The organism is Sphingopyxis fribergensis (assembly GCF_000803645.1).
In the GTDB taxonomy this organism is placed as follows: domain Bacteria; phylum Pseudomonadota; class Alphaproteobacteria; order Sphingomonadales; family Sphingomonadaceae; genus Sphingopyxis; species Sphingopyxis fribergensis.
Map to the genome: position 1 here is coordinate 3,968,351 of NZ_CP009122.1, position 20,354 is coordinate 3,988,704.

Consider the following 20,354-nt stretch of genomic DNA (forward strand, 5'->3'; position numbering starts at 1 on the left):
CACAGCGCCAGCGTCGGCTAAGCCTGGCGCCAGCGCTGCGTCCCGAACCACAATAGCAGGACGAGCAGCAGCGGCGGCGCGAGCCCCCAATGCGTCGCCCCCGCGAGCGGCGCGAGCAAGGGCGCCGACGACAAGAGCCACAGCGCCGCGAGCAGCGCGCCGATCGCCAGCGCCTCGAACGCGAAGCTGCGCCAGAAGCGCGACCGCGCACGGGCATAGGCTGCCTGCGCATCGATCGCGCGTTCGACGCCGACTGCAAAGCCGCGGTCGCCCGGCCGCTCGGGCGGTGCCAGCATCGCGGCCAGCATCGCATCGATGTCGCGTTCGTCCGGCGCCGTCATGCGTCCGCTCCTTCGCCGATCAACTTCTGCGCCTTGGCGCGGCCGCGCAAGACGAGCGATTTGAGCGTGCCGAGCGGCACCCCCATGATCTCGGCCGCCTCGCCATGCGACCAGCCATGGCCAAAGCATAAAGTGAGCGCAGCGCGCTCCTGCGGCGACAAGGCGCCAAGCAGTCGGCCGGCGTCGATCGCGGCGTCGCTTGCCGGGCGCGGATCGGTCGATGTCGCGGCCTCTTCACCTGCCGCAAGCCCCTCGCGCCGCCGCGCCGTACGCCGCTGGTCGAGGAACAACCGCCAGCCGATCCCCATGATCCACGCCGCATAACTCCCCTGCCCCCGATATTCGCCAGCGCGCTGCCACGCGCGAACAAAGGCTTCCTGCGCCAGATCGTCGGCGTCGCATCCGGCGGCGCGGGACAGGAAGGCGCGCAATCGTCCCTCGTGCCGCAGCACGAGAAGTTGGAAAGCGGCGCGATCTCCCCCCGCGACACGCTGGTTGAGGGCCCAATCTTCATCGGCGCATGCCTCATCACGCAGCGGCGCGCTCCTCGGCAGCCGCAGCGCGCGCGAGGCGGCGGCGGACGAGCAGCGCGATGCCCACGAATATGGGGAAAAGCGCAGCGCCGACCGCGGTGCGGATCAGCTGCTCATGTCCCTGGATCAGCCCGAAACCGGCCATTGCGAGGCCGATTGCGAGCAACACCAGCGCGTTGCGGTCGTCGCCCGGCGCATCGGGGATTTGGCCGCCGATATGCTCATATGGCTTGTTGAGCTTGTCGATCAGCGGGCTGACAGCGTCGGACTTGGCCTCGAGCGCACGGCGGATCGAGCGATGAAGCATCCACGCATGGAGCAGTCGTGCGAGAAGGAAAAAGCCCACGACGAACAGCGCGACCATCGTGATATTTTCGAGCAGGTTGAAAAAACTGTCGCTCACCGCGACCAGTTCGGTGGTCGGCGGCGGCGCGGGCATGAACGAGGCGATGTCGCGCGGGTCGATATAGGCGGCGACGTCCGCCGGGCTGATCGACTGCGCGGACAGAGCCACCGGCGCCGCGGCAACGGCCGGCGCAGCCGGTGCGGTGGCAGCGGCCGCCGCGGCAATCAGAAAATCCATCATCTCTCTCCTTCATGCCGCTTCGGCACGGTGAAACCACAGGCGGCGGCCTCCGGCAAGGCGGGGATGATCTGCACCGGGGAGCACATACCAACCGCCGCGCAAAGCCGCCGCCCGGACCGGCGCAGCGGCCGATCAGGAACTGGACGGTCCGAGGCGCGGCAGTGGATGCAACCTAGTGAATTATTTTCGACGTCCGGGGCGGGCCATGGCGCGGTGCGCCCAAAAAGACGGCGGGGATTGCGCCGACGCTTCCCCTCGATGCCGCCAACGCAATCCCACCGATCCACACATCCGCCCCCGTCTGCGGTCATTTCCGCCGTGGCGAGCCTTGCCCGAAGAAGGAAGCCACTCAGGACCGATAGCATCGCCGGAATACGCCCCCGACAGCGCCATCGCGCGCGCCGGTCAAAATGGGGGAGAGCCCGTCATTCGTCTCGACCAGTGCCGAATGACAATATCAGCTTGTTTGCCGACTTGGCGGCGGCGGGAGCCGCACGGCCGTCGTGTGCGGCGGCATCGGTTTGCGCGGCAGCGGGCGCCGCCGCCAGGAGCGTTCCGGCGAGAAACGAGCCGGCTACGAGCGCGGACAGAACGCAAGCGGCGATCATGGTCATCATTTTCGGTTTCCTTGGGTTCGTATCAATTCGCAAACCATAAGGATGCCACACACCCGCTTGGAGCACCGACTCGCAATGAAGCGCCTGTACCATCCGCCGATCGCGGATCACGGGGGATCAGAAGCGTTTGATCGAGAGAACTTCGAAAGTCTGGCGCAGCGTCTCGGTCGAGCGGTCGTAATCGCCGAGGGCGAGCGCGGCGATCAGCGCGTCGACGACGCAAAGCTGCGCGATCCGACTCGTCATCGCCTCGGTGCGAAACCGCGTCTCGCGCGCCATGGTGAAGAGCACGACATCGGCATAAGCCTGGATCGGCGAGCGCGCGAAATTGGTGATGACGATCGTCCGCGCCCCCGCTTCCTTCGCCAGCCGCGTCGCCGCGACCGTCTCGTGCGTCGCGCCGCTGTGCGAAATCGTCAGCACGGCGACGTCGGGGTCGCAGCGCGAGGCGCTGATCGCCTGGATGTGGCTGTCGGTCACGACGCGCGCGTCGAGCCCGATGCGCAGCATCCGGTAATGCGTATCTTCGGCGATCGGCGCCGACGAGCCGATGCCATAGATTTCGACGCGCTTCGCCGTATGGATCGCACCCACCGCGCGCGTCAGCGCCTGCGGATCGAGGACCGAGAGCGAGTCGCGCAGTGCCTGGATTCCCGAATGGAAAACCTTGCGGCAGATCGTATCCATATCGTCGTCGCGTGCGACATCCTCATGGATGAACTGCACCGACTGCACGGTCTCGCGCGCAAGGCTCAGCTTTAGATGCTGGAAGCCCGACAGGCCGATGCCGCGACAGAAATTGACGACGCTGCCCTCGCTCACGCCGACCGCTTCGGCGAGTTCGGTGATCGACAGGCCAACGATTTCATCGGGCTGCGCGAGGATATAATCGGCGATGCGCTGCGCACCCTTGGCCATCTTGCCATGAGCCATTCTCATTCGCTCGAGCGCATTTTCGATCGGGACTCGATCGTCACCCGCCGCTTTCGTCACCCCGCCCTTGTCACTCATTTTACGCAATTCTCCATCAGAATCCGCATACCTCACCCCCGCGGGACAGAGAAAGCTAGCCGAGATCGCGACAATCTGAAAGTATAATTTGCTCATTTTGATGTAAATCTAAAATTGAGCCTATTTCACTCAACTGTCACACGCCGCACTTAGCGGAGGCCCCGCACATTGATGCGGTGCAGTATCGAGTCGTGAACACGACCGCCCCTGCGCCGCCGAATGTGATCGGGATTCTTCAAAAGGGGCATGATTGTGCACATCTCTTCCAAAACGCGTGCGGCCATGGTTTTCGGCCTGTTGCTCTCCGCCAGCGCGCTGCCGTCGGCAGCCTTCGCCGCCGTCGACGAGGCGGGTACAGACAGCGCCGATGCCGGTTCGGGCGCGGGCGACGAGATCATCGTCAACGGCACCGCGACCGTCGAGGCGACCCCGCTCGCCGCCGCGGCGGTCGAACATGGCAATGCCGTCCAGATCGTGACCGCCCAGGAAATCGCCGCGACCGGCGCGACCAACTTCGCCGAAATCGCACAGTTCCTGATCAAGGGCGCGAACATCGGCTATTCGCCCGACGAAGGCGAATATACGATCCGCCTCGACGGCGGCAGCGACCGCGATACGCTCGTCGTGCTCGACGGCGTGCCGCTCTACGATCGCGGCCCGGCGCTCGAAGATATCTGGGGCTCGACGACGATCGACCCGCACATGATCGAGCGCGCCGAGGTGTTCCGCGGCGGCAACAGCCTCTTCTTCGGCAGCAACGGCGGCATCGGCGTGATCAGCCTCGTCACCAAACGCCCCGACGGCAGCAGCAAGTTCGAACTCGGCGCGCAGTACGGCGCGTTCAACACGCGCGAAATCTGGGGCAACGCCAGCTTCCCGATCGATCCCGACGGGCGCCACAGCCTGATGGTCTATGGCGGCACGATCCAGACCGACGGACCGCGCATCTTTGCCCCCGAGTCCTATGTCGACAATGTCGCCAAGGCCGGCGGCATCCAGGACTATCCGCTCAACCGCAGCAACATCGGCGTCAAATATCTGTGGAAGCTCGACGACAAGAGCGAGTTCCGCGTGAACGGCCAATATACCCAGATCGAATTCCACGACCCCTTCCCCGACGCCGAAACCTATTCGCCGAACCGCGTCCGCTACCCGATCGTCGATTTCTCGCTCGACCGCCGCTGGTCGGAAAATTTCTACACTGAGGTCGCCGGCTATTGGAGCAACCCGCGGCTCAACAACACCGAAACCTTTGCCGAAATCTGCAAGACCCCCGCAGGCTGTATCGATCCGACGACGGGCAAGACCACGCCGTTCGGCGATGCGACGGGCAAGTCGGTGCCCTTCCCCAACAAGGGATTCGGCAAGGATTCAAAGGTCGGCGGTTTCCGCGAAATGGGGCTCAACCTCCGCAACACACTGTCGCTCCCCAACATCCTCGAGGTCGTCGCGGGCGTGCAGGTCGTGTCGTACAAGAATGACTCGGACCCCGTCTTCCCGATCTCGAACAAGGCGAACACGATCACCGGCGTCTATGCCGACTTCCGCCCGGTGATCCCGTTCAGCCCCGACACCAAATTGTCGCTCGCGCTGCGCACCGATTTCGCCGACAGCTTCGGGTCGCGCACGATCTGGAAATTCGGTTTCCGCCAGCCGATCGGCGTTTTCTATATCCGCGGCAACGGCGGCACCTCGTACAGCCTGCCCCGCACCAACGAACTTTACGCCGACAGCCCGACCCTGATCGGCAATCCCAACCTCAAGACCGAGGAAACCGAAACCTATAATGGCGGCATCGGCTTCTCGCAGAGCTTCGGCAATGTGCAGATGAATGCCGAGGTCGGGGCGTTCCACACCGACGTCACCAATCGCATCCAGACCACCTCGGGCCTGACCCCCAACACCTATTTCAACAACGACCGCATCACCGAGATCCGCGGGCTCACCGCCGAACTCGATGTCCGCGTCGGCAAGGGCTTCGCGTTCAACGTCAACTACACCAAACAGAAAGCGCGGCTCGACGGCACCGATCTGCAAATCAACGAGACCCCCGAATATATGATCGGCGGCAACCTGCGCTGGACCAGTCCCGACGACCGTTTCTCGGTCACGCTCTTCCCGCGTTATCAGGGCCCCGAATATGCGACCGGCGGCGTCAATAGTTCGCTACGCCACAATTTCGGCAATTATTTCCTGCTCAACGGGTCGATCGGATACCGTCTGGGGGAAGAGCGCCAGCACCAGATCCAGCTGCGCGTCGTCAACATCTTCGACAAGAAATATGCCGAACGCTATGGCTACGGCAATATGCGCTACAGCTCGGCGTTCATCCGCGGCGAGATAGCGCTCAACAGCCCCGAATATTTCTATGGTTACGAGTTCGAGGGCAAGCCGCGCGCGGTCTATGTCTCCTTCTCGACCCAGTTCTGATCGAGCTGGTTCAGGGTTCCCGGTTCATGCCGCTGTCACAGCCCCGTCGTAAGCGCCCCCCGTTTCTCGGGTCGACGGAGGTTGGTTATGCGGCAGTGGATCATTGCGGGCGTGCTGGCGGCGCTATGCGTCGCCGGCACGGCCTGGCTGGCCCTGTCCCCGCGGCCCACTCCACCGCCGCCGCTCCGCGTGCTGCTGATCCCCGCCGACGGCGGGACCGAGAGCGGCACGCTCGCCGACTATCGGCCGATCTTCGACGCGGTCGCGCGCCGCACCGGCCTCAGCTTCGACCTCAAGGTCGCGCAATCCTATGGCGGGGTCGTTGAGGCGATGTGCAACAATGCCGCCGATATCGCCTTTGTCGGTTCGGTCACCTATCTTCAGGCGCAAAAGCGCGGCTGCGCCGAACTGCTCGCGGTCGCGGTCAAGTCGGGCCGCTCGGTCTATTACTCGGGACTCTTCGTCCGCGGCGACTCCCCCGTCCGGTCGATCGACGACCTTCGCGGCAAGCGCATCGCGTTTGGCGACGTCAATTCGACCTCGGCCTTCATCTTCCCCGTCGCGATGTTGCTCGACGCCGGGATCGACCCCGTCCGCGACCTGTCGGCGGTGCGCATGACCGGTACCCACGCGAACAGCCTTGCCGCGCTGATCAATGGCCAGGTCGACGCCGCCGCGCTCTCCTTCGACAGCTACGACAAGGCGGTGCGCGCCAATGTCCCCCGCGCGCGCGACCTGCGCGTGATCGCACGCAGCGAACCGATCCCCTACCCGCCGCTGGCCGCGAATATGCGCCTCGCGCCCGCGCTGCGCAGCCGGCTGCGCGATGCCTTCGAGAAGATCGACCGCACCCCGGGCATCACGCCCGAGATGATCCGCGGCTATGGCGGCGCGCGCGTCGACGGCTATGTCGGGCATGTTCCCGCCGATCACTTCTTCCCCGCGACACGCAAAATGGCGCAGGTCACCCCGGCGCTGAAGGGCGAGATGCTGCGCAAGTCGGCCGAAAGGGCGGTGCGGTGATGGATATCGGTATCGCCAACCTCTGCGTTCGCCATGCGGGCGGCGCCGACGCGCTCACAGACATGACGCTCTTCATTCCCGCCGGCCAGGTCTGCGCCGTGCTGGGCGCATCGGGCGCGGGGAAATCGACGCTGCTGCGCGCGGTCGCCGGATTGGTGACGCCGAGCGCGGGACGCATCCTGTTCGACGGCGCCCCCGCAAGCCGGACGCAGCGCCGCCGCATCGGTTTGATCCCGCAGGACTTCGCGCTGAGCGGACGCGCCAGCGTCGCGCGCAATGTCATGGCGGTCGCCGATATCGGCATCGCGCGTTCGTTCGCCGGCCTTTACCCGTCCCCCGTCCGCGCACGCGCCGCGCATCTTCTTGCCGGCCTCGGGCTTGAGGAAAACCAGCTCGCGCGGCGTGCCGACAGCCTGTCGGGCGGGCAGCAACAGCGCGTCGCGATCGCGCGGGCGCTGCTCCATCGTCCCGCGCTCATTCTCGCCGACGAACCGATCGCGAGCCTCGATCCGGCGACCGGCGAAGCGACCTTGGCGCTGATCCGCGACGAATCGCGAAGCCTCGGCGCGACATTGCTCTGCAGCCTGCACCAGCCCGACCTTGCGCACCGCTTCGCCGATCGCATCATCCAGCTCGATGGCGGGCGCGTGGTCTTCGATGGCCCGCCCACGGCGCTCGGCGACAACCGGCTCCTGCCGCGAATCCGGGCGGTGGCGCGGTGAACGGCGCGTTGGCCTGGCGCTTCCCGGCGTTGCTGGGCGCGCGCGCCGTCGCGCTGCTCGCCGTCGCATTGCTGCTGCTCTGGTACACGGGGCAGCGCGTCGAGATCGACCGGATGCTCGCGCTCTGCGGCGAGGCAGTGCTGGCGCAGGCGGGGATGGCCGACCGGTCGCAAGTCGCCGACGGGCTCGGCTCGACGCTGGCAGAGCTCGTGCCGATCCAATTATCGTCGCGGCGCGAGGTCAGCCGCATTGAGGGGTACGACCCCGATCACCTGCCCCCCTTCGCGCATATCGAAACCGCCGAGACGCGCGTTTCCGAACTCAACCCCGACACGCTGCGCCGCGAAGAACGCATGGTGCGCACCGCCTGGCTGGTCGAACCGTTCGGCTATGCCTTCCATGTCGCGGCCAAGATGCTCGAGACGCTCGAGATTGCGCTGTGGGGCAGCGTGATCGCGGTGCTCATCGGGCTACCTCTCGCGCTGCTCGGCGCACGAAACGTCACACCGCACCCCGCCTTGCGCGCGGGTTCGCGCGCGGCATCGGGCTTCCTCCGCGCTATCCCCGAACTGATCGCAGCACTTTTCCTCGTCATCGCCTTCGGCTTCGGACCGATCGCGGGCGTGCTCGCGCTCGGCCTCCATTCGGCGGGATTTCTCGGGAAATTCTACGCCGACGATATCGAGGACGCCGACCCGCGCCCGCAACAGGCGCTCGCCGCGATGGGCGCGGGGCGCCTGACGATCTGGGGCAGCGCGATCATGCCGCAAGTGCTGCCGCAGCATATCGCCTGCACGCTCTACACCTTCGATCGCAACGTTCGCATGGGGTCGGTGATCGGCCTCGTCGGCGCGGGCGGCATTGGGCAGGAGCTCAAGGGCCGCTTCGACCTTTACGAATATGGCCATGTCGGCACGATCCTGATCGCCATCTTCTTCGTCATCCTGACGCTCGACTTCGCCGCATCGCGCGCGCGTCAGGCGTGGCGATGACGCCCCTCTTCCCCTTCAGTCCGGAGTAGTTTGGATGAGCAATTCGAGACGTGATTTCCTGAAGGCCGCCGGCGTTGCCGGCTCGGCCGCCGCCTTTCACGCCAGCATCGGCCGTGCGCTCGCCATCCCGGCGAAACGCACGACGGGCACGATCAAGGATGTGCGCCACATCGTCATCCTGATGCAGGAGAACCGCTCGTTCGACCATTATTTCGGGACGATGAAGGGCGTGCGCGGTTTCGGCGATCGCCACCCGATCCCGATGGCCGGCGAAAAGAATGTCTGGTTCCAGAGCAACGGCGCGCGCGACCTGCTGCCCTTCCACCTCGACACCGCGCGCACCAACGGCCTGAAGGTTCCTGGCACTCCGCACAGTTTCGCCGACGCGCAGGCGGCGTGGAACCAGGGCAAGTTCGGCTTATGGCCCAAGTATAAGACCGATTATTCGATGGGCTATTACAAGCGCGAGGACATCCCTTTCCAGTTCGCGCTCGCCGAAGCCTTCACCATCTGCGACGCCTATCATTGTTCGATCACCACCGGCACCGACCCCAACCGGATCGTCTTCTGGTCGGGGTCCAATTTCGATCCCGACGTTGCCGCCACCGGCACCAACTGCCGCGACGACAAATCCGAACCCAATAACCTGCGCTGCTGGATCAAGGGCGCTCTACCCGAACCCGGCTACACCTATGCCGGCAATGCGCTCGAATGGGCGACGATTCCCGAAGTGCTCGAGGCCGCCGGGGTCGACTGGCGCATCTATCAGGACCCCAACGACAATTGGACCGGCGCAATGCACGGGGGCCTCGCCTTCAAGGGCTTTCGCGACGCGAAGCCAGGCTCGCCGATCTACGAACGCGGCATGTCGCATCATTCGCTCGAAAGGCTCGCAGAAGATGCAAAGAACGGCACGCTGCCCGCGGTGTCATGGGTGCTGCCGCCCAAGCAATGGTCCGAACATCCCTCGGCGTCGACCCCGATCGAGGGCGCCGAATTCACCGCATCGGTGCTCGATGCGCTGACTGCCAATCCCGACACATGGGCGGGCACCGTCTTCTTCCAGACCTTCGACGAGAATGACGGGCTGTTCGACCATTTCCCGCCGGCCGCGCCGCCGTCGTACAATGCCGACGGCACCCTCGCGGGCGAGGCGACTCTCGCGCTGCCGGGCCATTATTTCGACGATCATGAGGATAAATATCTGTCGCGGGACGACAATATCTCGGGAACAACACGCCCGTTCGGCCTCGGCCCGCGCGTGCCGATGTATGTCGTCTCGCCGTGGAGCAAGGGCGGCTGGGTCAGCAGCGAGGTCTTCGATCACACTTCGGTCGGCCAATTCCTCGAACGGCGTTTCGGCGTCACCATCCCCGCGATCAGCCCGTGGCACCGCTCGGTCTGCGGCGACATGACCTCCTGCTTCGATTTCTCGAAGGGCGCCGATGCGGCCTTTCCCGCACTGCCCGACGTCAGCGGCTCGGCCGCGATCCTCGACACGCACCTCCAGCGCCCGAAAGCGCTGCCGCCGCGCGTGCCGCAGGACCTGTTCCAGGAAAAGGGCATCCGCCGCTCGCGCGCGCTGCCTTATATCCTCCACGTCGACGCACGGATCGACGCGGGCGGCCGAGCGGTCATCCTCGACTTCATCAACGAGGGCGCAGCGGGCGCGGTCTTCCACGTCTATGACAAAAGGAACCTCGACCGCATCCCGCGGCGCTATACGGTCGAGGCGGGCAAGCGCATCGACGATCGCTGGAGCGTCGGCGCCGATGGAGACTTCTACCTCTGGGTCCTCGGCCCCAACGGCTTCCACCGCGCCTTCCGCGGCACGCTCGCTGAAGCCGCGCGCGCACCGACGATGACCGCGCGCTACAACGTCAAACAGCGCGCCCTCGCCCTCGGCTTCGTCAACGACGGCAGCGGTGCGCAGCAAGCGAAGATCCTCCGCGACGCCTATGCCCCGTCGGCGGGCAAGACGGTGACGATCGCGAGCCGTGGCAAGGCGGTCGAGGCATGGCCGACTCCGAAAGACCATGACTGGTACGATGTCACCGTCGCGCTGCCGGGAATCGAAGTCCGCCTCGCGGGCCGCATCGAGTGCGGCACCCATGGCATCAGCGATCCGCTGACATTGGCCTAGGAAATCCGACGCCGGGCGCGCAATCGGGCCGCCCGGCGTTTGGCCGGAGTTCACTTCAACCATTTAAGGGAAAGCTCTGGATGCCCCGCGAGGATTCGAACCTCGATAGGCGGTATCAGAAACCGCAGTCTTACCATTAGACGACAGGGCAGCAGAGGCGGGCGCAATATGATTGCACGGCGGCGCTGTCAAGGCCGGTTCGCCCACCCGAACAAGTCCGCTTGCCCTGACGCATTTCGCCGCTAGCATCGCCCCATAACAAGATAGGGGCCGCGCGCTCGCGCGGAACCCGAAGGAGTGGGTTGATGCGTCATGTCGCGATCATCGGGTCGGGCCCCGCGGGTTATTATACCGCCGAAACACTGCAGAAAGCCGACGATATTGCCGTCGACGTCATCGACAGGCTTCCCGTCCCCTACGGCCTGATCCGCACCGGGGTCGCGCCCGACCACCAGTCGATCAAGGCGGTGTCGCGCCGCTACGAAGGCACTGCGCTCACCGACAATGTTCGCTTCGTCGGCCATGTCGCGGTCGGCACCGACGTGACGATCGACGAACTTCTTGCCCTTTACGACGCGGTCATCCTCGCGACCGGCGCCCCCAACGACCGGCCGCTCGACATCCCCGGCGCCAACCTGTCGGGGGTGATCGGCAGTGCCGCCTTCGTCGGGTGGTACAATGGCCACCCCGATTTCGCCGGGCTGAACCCGCCGCTCGATGCCTCCGGGGTCGCGGTGATCGGCAACGGCAATGTCGCGCTCGACGTCGCGCGCATCCTTGCCAAGACGCGGCAGGAATTTGCCGGCAGCGATATCGTCGCCCACGCGCGCGATGCGCTGGAGGGCAGCGCGGTGCGCCATATCCAAATCCTCGGCCGCCGCGGCCCGCACCAGATCGCGATGACGCCGAAGGAGCTGGGCGAACTCGGCCATCTCGAACGCGCCAGCCCGCGCGTCGACCCCGCCGACCTGCCGCCCGAGGGCGACGATGCGATGCTCGAACCCGGGATGCGCAAGTCGGTGACGCATTTGCGCAGCTTTGCCGCGAACCCCGTCGCCAAGCCGGTGACGATCGATTTCGATTTCTTCGCGATGCCCGTCGCGCTCGAAGGCGAAGACGGCCGCGTCCAGCGCGTGATCGTCGAGCGCACGACGCTCGACGCCGACCTCACCAGCCACGGCACCGGCGAAACCTATGCGATCGATGCGGGCCTCGTCATCAGCTGCATCGGCTATCAGACCCCGCCGATCCCCGGCGTGCCGTACGAACATGGCCGCGGCCGCTTCGCCAACGACGACGGCCGGATATTACCCGGTCTTTACGCGGTCGGCTGGGCACGGCGCGGGCCGTCGGGGACGATCGGCACCAACAAGCCCGACGGCGCGCGGATCGCCGAAATGGTGCTGGAGGATATCGGCCGCGGCGGGGGCAAGGCGGGGCGCCCCGCACTCGATGCGCTGCTCGCCAGCCGCGGGGTGACCCCCGTCACCTTCCGCGACTGGCGCAAGATCGAGGAGGCCGAGGTCGCCGCCGCGCTCGACGGCAACCCGCGCGAGAAATTCACCAGCATCGAGGCGATGCTCGCCGCAATCGGGCGGTGAAGGAGTCGGTCCGCACGGCGCTGCGCTGGCTGCTCGCGCTCGCCTATGGCTATGCAGGCTGGGCGCATCTGGCGCGCCCCACGCCCTTCCTTGCAATCATGCCGCCATGGGTGCCGGCGCCCGAGATGGTGGTCGCCGCGACCGGCGTCGCCGAGATCGCGGGCGCGATCGGGCTGATGATGCCTGCCACGCGCAAGGCCGCCGGCTGGGGCCTCGCGCTCTATGCGCTCTGCGTCTGGCCCGCCAACTTCCATCACGCGCTCGCCAATGTCGCGATCGGCGGTGAGACGTTGAGCTGGTGGTACCACGGCCCGCGACTCGCCGCGCAGCCGCTGATCATCTGGTGGGCGCTGTGGGCGAGCGGTGCAACCGACTGGCCGTTGGGAGGAGGGCGCCGAGCGGTAGCATAGATCCGTGTCCCCGCGAAGGCGGGGACCCATCTCCTGCCGGTTCGATTTTGCTCCACCCGGTGATGGGCTCCTGCCTTCGCAGGAGCACAGGCCTATTTCGCGACCGGCGTCTCGATCGGCGGCTGGTCCTTCTGGCTCGCCGCATAGGCTTCGACCGCCTTCAGCACGCGCAGCATATTGCCGCTCGAAATCTTCTCGAGCTCGGCCTGCGTATAACCGCGCCGCGCCAGTTCGGTAAACAGCCGCGGATAGCCCGTGACATCCTCCAGCCCCACGGGGGTCGCATCCATCCCGTCATAATCGCCGCCGATCCCGATATGGTCGACGCCGATCGTCTCCTTGATATGGTCGATATGGTCCGCCGCGATCCCGATCGGCGTTTGCGGCGCCGGGTTCGCCGCGTCCCATGCCTTCATCGCCGGCGCGACAGCATCGGGATTGCCGACGTACAGCGCATCGAGCCGCGCCTTTTCCGCCGTCCGCGACAGCCCATGCGCGCGCAGCTTGGGGTCGAGGAAGGCGGCGTAGAGCACCACCATGATGACGCCGCCATTGGCCTTCACCGCGGGCAGCACGCTGTCGGGCACATTGCGCGGATGGTCGTTGACCGCGCGCACCCCCGAGTGGCTGAACATGACCGGCGCCTTCGATACCTCGAGCGCATCCTTCATCGTCGCTTCGCTGACGTGGCTCAGGTCGACGATCATGCCGATGCGGTTCATTTCCCGCACGACCTGGCGCCCGAAATCGGTGAGCCCGTCATGTTGCGGCGCGTCGGTCGCGCTATCGGCCCATGGCGTGGTCTTGCCGTGGGTCAGCGTCATGTAGCGCGCACCCATGCCGTACATTTCGCGCAGCACGGCAAGCGACGAGCCGATCGACTGGCCGCCCTCCATCCCGAGCATCCCGGCGACCTTGCCCGCCTTCATCTGCGCTTCGAGTTCGGCCGAGGTCCGCGCAAAGCCGAGGTCGTTCGGATAGCGGGCGATCAGCCGCTTTGCGACGTCGATCTGCTCGATCGTCTGCTGCACCGCCTGCTGCTCGTTCGTGTTGGACGGCACATAGACCGACCAGAATTGCGCCCCGACATGCCCCTTGCGCAGGCGCTGGATGTCGGTGTGCATCACGCTTCCGTCGGGCTTGGGCTTGGTGGTGTCGCGAAAATCGAAATCGTTGATCACATTGCCGACGCTGCCCCGCAGTTCCCACGGCACGTCGTTATGCCCGTCGAACACCGGCGCCTTTTTGAGCGCGGCCTCGGCGACCGCCTCGGGCGACTTTTGCGCCATGGCGGGGGTGGCGATCAGGGCGAATGCGGCGAGGCCGGCGAGCAGGGTGGACTTGTTCATGGCGCGCGACCTTAAGTGGTTGAGCGGAGGGCGCAAGCCCCGCTTGACGTTCCCGTCAACGCCGCGCAGCATCGGTCCATGACAGCCTTCGACGACTGGCGCGCAAGATCGCCCTATTATGACGAAACCCACGAAGCGCTGGCGCAGAGCGTCCGCCGTTTCGTCACCCGCGAGATCGCACCGCACATCGACCGTTGGGAAGCCGAGGGCGAATTGCCGCGCGACCTCCACAAGAAGGCTGCAGACGCGGGCATCCTCGGCCTCCGCTATCCCGAAGTATATGGCGGGCACAGCGAAGGCTTCGACAATTTCCACGGCCTCGTGCTGACCGAGGAACTCGCCGCGGTCGGCGCGGGCGGGCTCGGCGCGTCGCTGATGACGCACGGCATCGGACTGCCCCCGATCCTCGCGCTCGGTTCCGAAGAACTGAAACAGCGCGTCGCCCCGCCGGTGCTCGCGGGCGACAAGATCATCGCGCTCGGCATCACCGAGGCGAGCGGCGGCAGCGACGTCGCGAACCTCAAGACGACAGCCATCAGGGATGGCGACAGCTACATCGTCAATGGCGGCAAGATGTTCATCACCAGCGGCATGCGCGCCGACTGGCTAACCTGCGCCGTCCGCACCGGCGGGCCGGGCGCAGCGGGCGTCTCGCTGCTGCTGATCGACATGGACGCGCCCGAGGTCGAACGCACAAGGCTCGACAAGATGGGCTGGCGGTGCAGCGACACCGCCGCGATCCACTTCAGCGATGTTCGCGTCCCCGCCGAAAACCTGATCGGCCAGGAGAATGCCGGCTTCATCGGCATCATGCGCAATTTCAATTCGGAGCGGCTCGGCATGGCGATGGGCTGCTGCGCCTACGCCCGCGTCGCGATGGCCGAGGCGGCGGAGTGGGCCCAAAATCGCGAGACGTTCGGCAAGCCGCTCGTCGGCCACCAGTCGATCCGCATCAAGCTCGCCGACATGGAACGCCAGATCGAGGCGACGCAGGCGTGGGTCGACCTGTGCGCCTGGCAGGTCAAAGAGGGCAAGGACCGCCCCGCCGACTTCGCCATGCTGAAGGTGCAGGCGACGCGAATGCTGGAATCGGTGGCGCGCGAGGCAGCGCAGATCCTCGGCGGCGCGAGCTACATCACCGGCAGCAAGGTCGAGCGCATCTACCGCGAGGTGCGCGTCAACGCGATCGGCGGCGGCAGCGAGGAAATCATGCTCGATCTCGCTGGACGGCAACTCTTCGGCGGCAAGCGTTGAACGCCGCCGACATCGCGATGCTCGTCGTGGCGGTCGGCGCGGCGGCATTCATGCTGTCGCCCCATGTCCTGCGCTCGAACAATTGGCGCGCGACGGTAACGCCGCTTGCGTCGATCATCGGGTCGGGTTTCCTTGTCGCCGGACCAATCCTCGGCCATGCTGCGGGCCATTATGCGGTGTTCGCGATGGCGGCTCTGTGCGGCATTTCCTATCTCTTCGGGCTCGCGGTGCGCGACAATATCAGCCGCCTCGAACCGATGCTCGCGGCCGACGATCCGCGGCCGGTGCTCGTCTGGCTCGACCGCGCCGCCGACCTCGCGCTGATCCTCGCCTACTTCGTGTCGATCGCCTATTATCTCAGCCTGCTCTCCGATTTCGCGCTCAAAGGGCTGGGGATCGTCGACCCGGCGCTTGCCCACATGATGACGACGGGCATTCTCGCGGTGCTCGCGCTGCTCGGCTATATGGGCGGGCTGCGCTGGCTCGAGCATGTTGAACTCGGCTCGGTGGGGCTCAAGCTCGCGCTGATCGCCGCGCTGATCGCCGCGCTCGCATGGAGCATGGGGGCCCAGCTCGTCACCGACGGTGCCGTCGCGGTCAAGCCGCTCGCCGAAACGGCCGAAGGATGGGATTCGCTGCGCATATTGCTCGGGCTGATCATCCTCGTGCAGGGGTTCGAAACTTCGCGCTATCTTGGACACAGCTATGATGCGTCGACCCGCGTGCTGACGATGCGCCACGCGCAGTGGATTGCCTTCATCGTCTATATTCTCTTCATCGGGCTGCTTACCCCCTGGCTCGACGGCCGGTTGCCGCCCGAAGGCGGCGACACCCAAATCGTCGAACTGCTCCGCCCGGTCGGCATGCTGATCGCTCCGTGCGTGATCGTCGCGGCGCTGATGTCGCAGCTGTCGGCGGCGGTCGCCGACATGAATGGCGCGAGCGGGCTGGTGAGCACGGCGTCGCAAGACAAAATCTCGGTCGGCATCGGTTATGTCGTCGCCGCGGGTGCCTCGACCGTGGTCGTCTGGTCGGGAAGTATCTTCACCGTCATCGCCTGGGCGTCGAAGGCGTTTGTACTTTATTACGGCATTCAGTCACTGACCGCCTTGGTGGTCGAATGGGTCGACCCCGCGCCAACCCGCTGGAAACGCATCGCGCTTCACAGCGTCGCGATCCTGATCGCGCTCGCGGTGCTGCTGTTCGGGAAATCGGCCGAGGGCTGACAAGCCGGGAGCAGCGGTCTAGCCTTTGACGCCCCACATAAGGATTAACCCATGACGCTGACCGAACCGAGCTGGCCCGCCGAGGCCGAAACCCTCCTCCCCGACCTCGTCGAGCTGCGCCGCGCAATCCACCGCGAACCCGAACTAGGCCTGCAAAACCCCAAGACGCTTGCGAAGATCAAGGATGCGCTCGCCGGACTGCCGCTCGAATTGCGCGAGGGGCCTTCGACGACCGGGCTCGTCGCGATCCTGCGCGGGCCGGCGAACGGGCGCACGGTGCTGCTGCGCGGCGATATGGACGCGCTGCCGCTGCTCGAGGAGACGGGACTCAACTTCAGTTCGGAGATCAGCGGCGCGATGCACGCGTGCGGGCATGACACGCATGTCGCAATGCTCGTCGGTGCGGTGAAGCTGCTCTGCGCGGCGCGCGATCGGTTGCCGGGCACGGTGATGTTCATGTTCCAGCCGGGCGAGGAAGGCCATCATGGCGCGCGCTTCATGCTGAATGACGGAATTATCGACCCGCTGCCCGACGCGGCCTTTGCGCTCCATATCATGCCCAACGCGCCGCACGGCATTTTCGCGGGCCGCGCGGGGCCGCTGCTCGCCTCATCCGATGTTCTCTCGATCACTGTCAAGGGTGCCGGAGGGCACGCTTCCATGCCACAGGACGCGATCGACCCGATCCCCGTCGCCTGCGCCATCGTCACCGCGATCCAGACGATGGTGACGCGCCGCATCTCGGTCTTCGATCCCGCCGTGGTGACCATCGCAAAGATCGCCGCAGGGACGACGAACAATATCATCCCCGAAAGTGCCGAGATGCTGGGCACGATCCGCACGCTTTCGCCCGAACGTCGCGGACACGTTGCGCGCGAACTCAAACGCCTCGCCCCCGCGATTGCCGAAGCGCATGGCTGCACCGCCGAGGTGACGATCGAGGAGGGCTTCCCCGTCACCATCTGCGACAGTCGCGCGGTGAGCTTCGGCCAGTCGGTTGTCGAAGAAACCTTCGGCGAGCAAGCCTGGCTGACGATGGACAACCCGGTAATGGGCGCTGAGGATTTCTCCTATGTGCTCGAAAAAGTCCCCGGCGCGATGTTCTGGCTCGGCGCGAGCGAAGCGGGCAGCGACTGGCGCCAGTGCTGCGGGCTGCACAGCAACCATATGGTACTCGACGAAAAGGTGATGGCGCGCGGCGCCGCGCTGCACGCGGCGCTCGCCGAGCGGTTTTTGAACGAAGGCTTCAACGCATGATCAACATCCTCGGCGCGATTCTCTCGGGCCTGATCATCGGCGCGCTCGCGCGGTTCTTCTATCCCGGCGCGGTCGAGATGGGCTGGATCGCGACGATCCTGCTCGGCATTGGCGGGTCGCTCCTCGCCGGCCTGGCCACCTCGCGCGGCCGCGGCGACTTCCATCGCGCGGGTTGCCTCGCCTCGGTGATCGGCGCGATCGTGCTGATTTTGGTTGGGCGGCTTGTGGGGGTCGGCGGCTAGGGCACCAGCACCGTATCGACCGCCTCCGGCAACAGGTCGGGATAATCGAGCGTATAGTGCAGCCCGCGACTTTCCTTGCGGTGGAGCGCGCTGCGCACAATCAGTTCGGCGCATTGCAGCAGGTTGCGCAGTTCGATCAGGTCGGTTGTGACACGGAAGTGGCCGTAATAATCCTCGACCTCGTGCGTCATCATGTCGATGCGATGCCGCGCGCGCTCCAGCCTTTTGGTCGTGCGGACGATGCCGACATAATTCCACATGAAGCGGCGAATCTCGGTCCAGTTCTGCTTGATCACCACCTCTTCGTCGGAGTCGGTCACGCGGCTCGCGTCCCACGGCCGGATCGCGGGCGGCGTGTCGAGCTGGTCCCAGCTCTCGATAATATGCTTCGCTGCCGCCTCGCCGAACACGAAGCATTCGAGCAGCGAGTTCGATGCCAGACGGTTCGCGCCGTGCAGTCCGCTCTCGGTGCACTCGCCCGCGGCATAAAGCCCCGGCAGGTCGGTGCGCCCGTCGAGGTCGATCAGCACCCCGCCGCACGTATAATGCTGCGCGGGCACCACCGGGATCGGCTGCTTCGTCATATCGATGCCCAGCGTCAGCAGCTTTTCATAGATGTTCGGGAAATGCCCCGCGACGAAATCGGGGTCGAGATGGCTGATGTCGAGATGGACATAATCGAGTCCCGACCTTTTGATCTGGTCGTCGTTCGCACGCGCTACGACGTCACGCGGCGCGAGTTCGCCGCGCGCGTCATAATCGGGCATGTAACGATGGCCGGTGACGGGATGCTTCAATAATCCGCCCTCACCGCGCACCGCTTCGGTGATCAGGAAATTCTTGACGTCGAGATTATAGAGGCAGGTCGGGTGGAACTGCATCATTTCCATGTTCGAGACACGGCAGCCCGCGCGCCACGCCATCGCGATGCCGTCGCCCGTCGCGCCTCTTGGCGCCGTGGAGAATTGATACACGCGCCCCGCGCCGCCGCTCGCGAGGATCGTCGCGCGGCCGACATGCGCGTGGACCTTCCCCGTCTTTTCATCAAGGGCATAGACACCCCACACGCGCCCGGACCCCGAATAGCGTTCCTCGTGGCGACCGGTAATCAGGTCGATGCACGCCTGCCCCGGCAGCAGCGTGATGTTCGGATGCGCTTCGGCGGTCTTGAGCAAAGCGGCCTGCACCGCCCACCCCGTCGCGTCGTCGACATGGACGATGCGGCGGTGCGAATGACCGCCTTCGCGCGTCAGGTGCAGCGCCTCGGCCTGCTTGTTGAACGGCACGCCCATTTCGACGAGCCGCTCGATCGCGTGCGGGGCGTTTTCGACGACGAATTCGACCGTCTCGCGCCGATTCAATCCGCCGCCCGCGATCATCGTGTCTTCGATATGATTTTCGAACGTATCGCCCGCGTCGAGCACCGCAGCGATCCCGCCCTGCGCCCAGGCGGTCGACCCGCCGGTCAGTTCGCCCTTCGCGAGGACCAGCACGCGGCAATGATCGGCGAGCGCGATCGCCGCGGTGAGCCCGGCAGCGCCGGAGCCGACGATGATGACGTCATACTGCATTTCGGTGGACAAGGCAGGCTCCTCTCGGCCGTCGGTGCGCGCACCTATACGCGAAAGCGGCGGCGGTTCAATTCGATGCGCGCGCTTGCCGTTACCGCCCTCGCCGCCTAGCAAAGCCGCGAAGGAGAAGCCCCCCTGTCCCTGTTTCGCGTCCTCGCCGTCGCCATCATCGCCATTCTCGGTTTCGGCACGCCCGCACTGGCCGCACCCGGTTGCGCCCTCGGCGCACCGGGAACGACGCAGCGCGTCGCGGTCGGCGACACCGGGCGTTCGATGCTGATTCATATTCCCGTCGGGGTACGCCGCATCCGCGATCTTCCGCTCGTCTTCCTTCTCCACGGCAGCACCGGCAATGGGCAGGAAATGCTCCGCCATTCGGGACTCGCCGCGACCTCCGACCATCACGGCTTCCTGCTCGCGGCTCCCGACGCCGGCATTCCCGCTGGCAAGGGCTTCGTCTGGAACATCCCCGGCGTGCCGACCGTCACCGGTGCGGTACCGACCGCCGACGATCCCGACGACGTCGCCTATCTGACGGCCGCGATCGACTGGCTTGCCGCGCAGACTTGCATCGATGAAGAGCGTGTCTACGCGACGGGCCTGTCGGGCGGCGGACGCATGACCTCGTGGCTCGGCTGCGTCGCGTCGGATCGCTTCGCGGCGATCGCACCCGTCGTCGGGCTTCGCGCCGGCAATCCTTCACCCGGCGATCCGCAGCGACCCGACCCCGCCACCTGCCAGCCGAAGAAGGCGGTTCCGGTTTATGCCTTTGCGGGCAGCGACGACACGACCAACCCCGTCGCGGGCGGCGGTGCAGGCTATTGGCAATATTCGATGGCGACCGCGCTCGCGCGCTGGGCCCAGCTCGATGGCTGCCGCACCGGCCCCGAAACCGTCCCCGTGTCCGAGACCACCGAAGAGCAAATCTATTCGAACTGCCTCGGCAACGCGCGCGTCGCGGGCCGCATCGTCCAGGGTCGCGGCCACGAATGGGTCGCCGACAATGAGGCGATGTGGGCCTTTTTCGCGCGCTACCGGCGCTGAGC

The 20,354-nt window shown here is 65.9% G+C and carries 19 protein-coding genes and 1 tRNA gene; 12 read left to right on the plus strand and 8 right to left on the minus strand.

All coding sequences use genetic code 11. The features are described 5' to 3' along the window. Window positions 1-17: 17 nt before the first annotated feature. The 5 genes from SKP52_RS18485 to SKP52_RS18505 form a co-directional block, all read right to left on the minus strand. On the minus strand, window positions 18-341 hold the full coding sequence (locus tag SKP52_RS18485) for a hypothetical protein (protein WP_039577261.1): 324 nt from the start codon (window positions 339-341) through the stop codon (window positions 18-20). Beyond that, window positions 338-793, minus strand: coding sequence for an RNA polymerase sigma factor (locus SKP52_RS18490; protein WP_052208527.1), 456 nt, complete (start codon window positions 791-793; stop codon window positions 338-340). Before SKP52_RS18490 ends, SKP52_RS18485 begins: the two co-directional genes overlap by 4 nt. A 76-nt stretch (window positions 794-869) precedes the next feature. After that, on the minus strand, window positions 870-1,460 hold the full coding sequence (locus SKP52_RS18495; protein WP_148309188.1) for a hypothetical protein: 591 nt from the start codon (window positions 1,458-1,460) through the stop codon (window positions 870-872). A gap of 425 nt (window positions 1,461-1,885) precedes the next feature. Next, a complete protein-coding gene (locus SKP52_RS18500) occupies window positions 1,886-2,077 on the minus strand; it encodes a hypothetical protein (RefSeq protein WP_039577270.1) in 192 nt (63 codons plus the stop codon). 117 nt (window positions 2,078-2,194) lie between these two features. After that, window positions 2,195-3,088 carry a MurR/RpiR family transcriptional regulator gene (locus SKP52_RS18505; protein ID WP_052208529.1) on the minus strand — a complete coding sequence of 298 codons (894 nt, stop codon included), beginning with the start codon at window positions 3,086-3,088 and terminating at the stop codon, window positions 2,195-2,197. A 282-nt stretch (window positions 3,089-3,370) separates the two neighbouring features. On the opposite strand from SKP52_RS18505, the gene SKP52_RS18510 reads away from it, so the two are divergent. The 5 genes from SKP52_RS18510 (at window position 3,371) to SKP52_RS18530 (ending at window position 10,398) form a co-directional block, all read left to right on the plus strand. Further along, window positions 3,371-5,518, plus strand: a complete 2,148-nt coding sequence (locus SKP52_RS18510) for a TonB-dependent receptor plug domain-containing protein (protein WP_081997432.1) — start codon at window positions 3,371-3,373, stop codon at window positions 5,516-5,518. An 87-nt stretch (window positions 5,519-5,605) separates the two neighbouring features. Then, window positions 5,606-6,541 carry a phosphate/phosphite/phosphonate ABC transporter substrate-binding protein gene (locus SKP52_RS18515; protein ID WP_039577275.1) on the plus strand — a complete coding sequence of 312 codons (936 nt, stop codon included), beginning with the start codon at window positions 5,606-5,608 and terminating at the stop codon, window positions 6,539-6,541. Then, window positions 6,541-7,263, plus strand: a complete 723-nt coding sequence (locus tag SKP52_RS18520; protein WP_052208531.1) for a phosphonate ABC transporter ATP-binding protein — start codon at window positions 6,541-6,543, stop codon at window positions 7,261-7,263. Before SKP52_RS18515 ends, SKP52_RS18520 begins: the two co-directional genes overlap by 1 nt. Next, complete coding sequence (phnE, locus tag SKP52_RS18525) at window positions 7,260-8,255, plus strand: phosphonate ABC transporter, permease protein PhnE (protein WP_039577279.1); 996 nt, start codon at window positions 7,260-7,262, stop codon at window positions 8,253-8,255. Before SKP52_RS18520 ends, phnE begins: the two co-directional genes overlap by 4 nt. 34 nt (window positions 8,256-8,289) lie before the next feature. Beyond that, window positions 8,290-10,398 carry a phosphocholine-specific phospholipase C gene (locus SKP52_RS18530; protein WP_039577282.1) on the plus strand — a complete coding sequence of 703 codons (2,109 nt, stop codon included), beginning with the start codon at window positions 8,290-8,292 and terminating at the stop codon, window positions 10,396-10,398. Window positions 10,399-10,475: 77 nt separating this feature from the next. Here SKP52_RS18530 and SKP52_RS18535 read toward each other — a convergent pair. Further along, window positions 10,476-10,549 (minus strand) — tRNA-Gln (locus SKP52_RS18535). Between the two features lie 154 nt (window positions 10,550-10,703). Between SKP52_RS18535 and SKP52_RS18540 the strand changes: the two genes are divergently transcribed. Both SKP52_RS18540 and SKP52_RS18545 read left to right on the plus strand, forming a co-directional pair. Further along, the gene (locus SKP52_RS18540; RefSeq protein WP_039577285.1) at window positions 10,704-11,999 is read left to right on the plus strand and encodes an FAD-dependent oxidoreductase; all 1,296 of its coding nucleotides are present in this window, start codon (window positions 10,704-10,706) and stop codon (window positions 11,997-11,999) included. Beyond that, the gene (locus SKP52_RS18545; RefSeq protein ID WP_081997433.1) at window positions 11,996-12,409 is read left to right on the plus strand and encodes a DoxX family protein; all 414 of its coding nucleotides are present in this window, start codon (window positions 11,996-11,998) and stop codon (window positions 12,407-12,409) included. Before SKP52_RS18540 ends, SKP52_RS18545 begins: the two co-directional genes overlap by 4 nt. Window positions 12,410-12,501: 92 nt before the next feature. Here the strand turns inward: SKP52_RS18545 and SKP52_RS18550 are convergent, their stop codons facing one another. Next, the gene (locus SKP52_RS18550) at window positions 12,502-13,758 is read right to left on the minus strand and encodes a dipeptidase (RefSeq protein WP_039581635.1); all 1,257 of its coding nucleotides are present in this window, start codon (window positions 13,756-13,758) and stop codon (window positions 12,502-12,504) included. Window positions 13,759-13,836: 78 nt separating this feature from the next. On the opposite strand from SKP52_RS18550, the gene SKP52_RS18555 reads away from it, so the two are divergent. Genes SKP52_RS18555 through SKP52_RS18570 form a run of 4 tightly spaced genes read left to right on the plus strand, consistent with a single transcriptional unit; the run spans window position 13,837 to window position 17,737 of the window. Then, window positions 13,837-15,012, plus strand: coding sequence for an acyl-CoA dehydrogenase family protein (locus tag SKP52_RS18555; RefSeq protein ID WP_039577288.1), 1,176 nt, complete (start codon window positions 13,837-13,839; stop codon window positions 15,010-15,012). Then, complete coding sequence (locus tag SKP52_RS18560) at window positions 15,009-16,238, plus strand: hypothetical protein (protein WP_052208534.1); 1,230 nt, start codon at window positions 15,009-15,011, stop codon at window positions 16,236-16,238. Before SKP52_RS18555 ends, SKP52_RS18560 begins: the two co-directional genes overlap by 4 nt. 51 nt (window positions 16,239-16,289) lie before the next feature. Further along, entirely contained in the window at window positions 16,290-17,495 is a 1,206-nt protein-coding gene (locus SKP52_RS18565) for a M20 metallopeptidase family protein (protein WP_039577291.1), read from the plus strand. Next, a complete protein-coding gene (locus SKP52_RS18570; RefSeq protein ID WP_039577294.1) occupies window positions 17,492-17,737 on the plus strand; it encodes a GlsB/YeaQ/YmgE family stress response membrane protein in 246 nt (81 codons plus the stop codon). Before SKP52_RS18565 ends, SKP52_RS18570 begins: the two co-directional genes overlap by 4 nt. On the opposite strand, the gene nadB is transcribed toward SKP52_RS18570, so the two are convergent. Then, complete coding sequence (gene nadB, locus SKP52_RS18575) at window positions 17,734-19,308, minus strand: L-aspartate oxidase (protein WP_039577298.1); 1,575 nt, start codon at window positions 19,306-19,308, stop codon at window positions 17,734-17,736. The genes SKP52_RS18570 and nadB overlap by 4 nt on opposite strands. Before the next feature lie 273 nt (window positions 19,309-19,581). On the opposite strand from nadB, the gene SKP52_RS18580 reads away from it, so the two are divergent. Further along, entirely contained in the window at window positions 19,582-20,352 is a 771-nt protein-coding gene (locus SKP52_RS18580; RefSeq protein ID WP_148309189.1) for an alpha/beta hydrolase family esterase, read from the plus strand. Window positions 20,353-20,354: the final 2 nt, after the last annotated feature.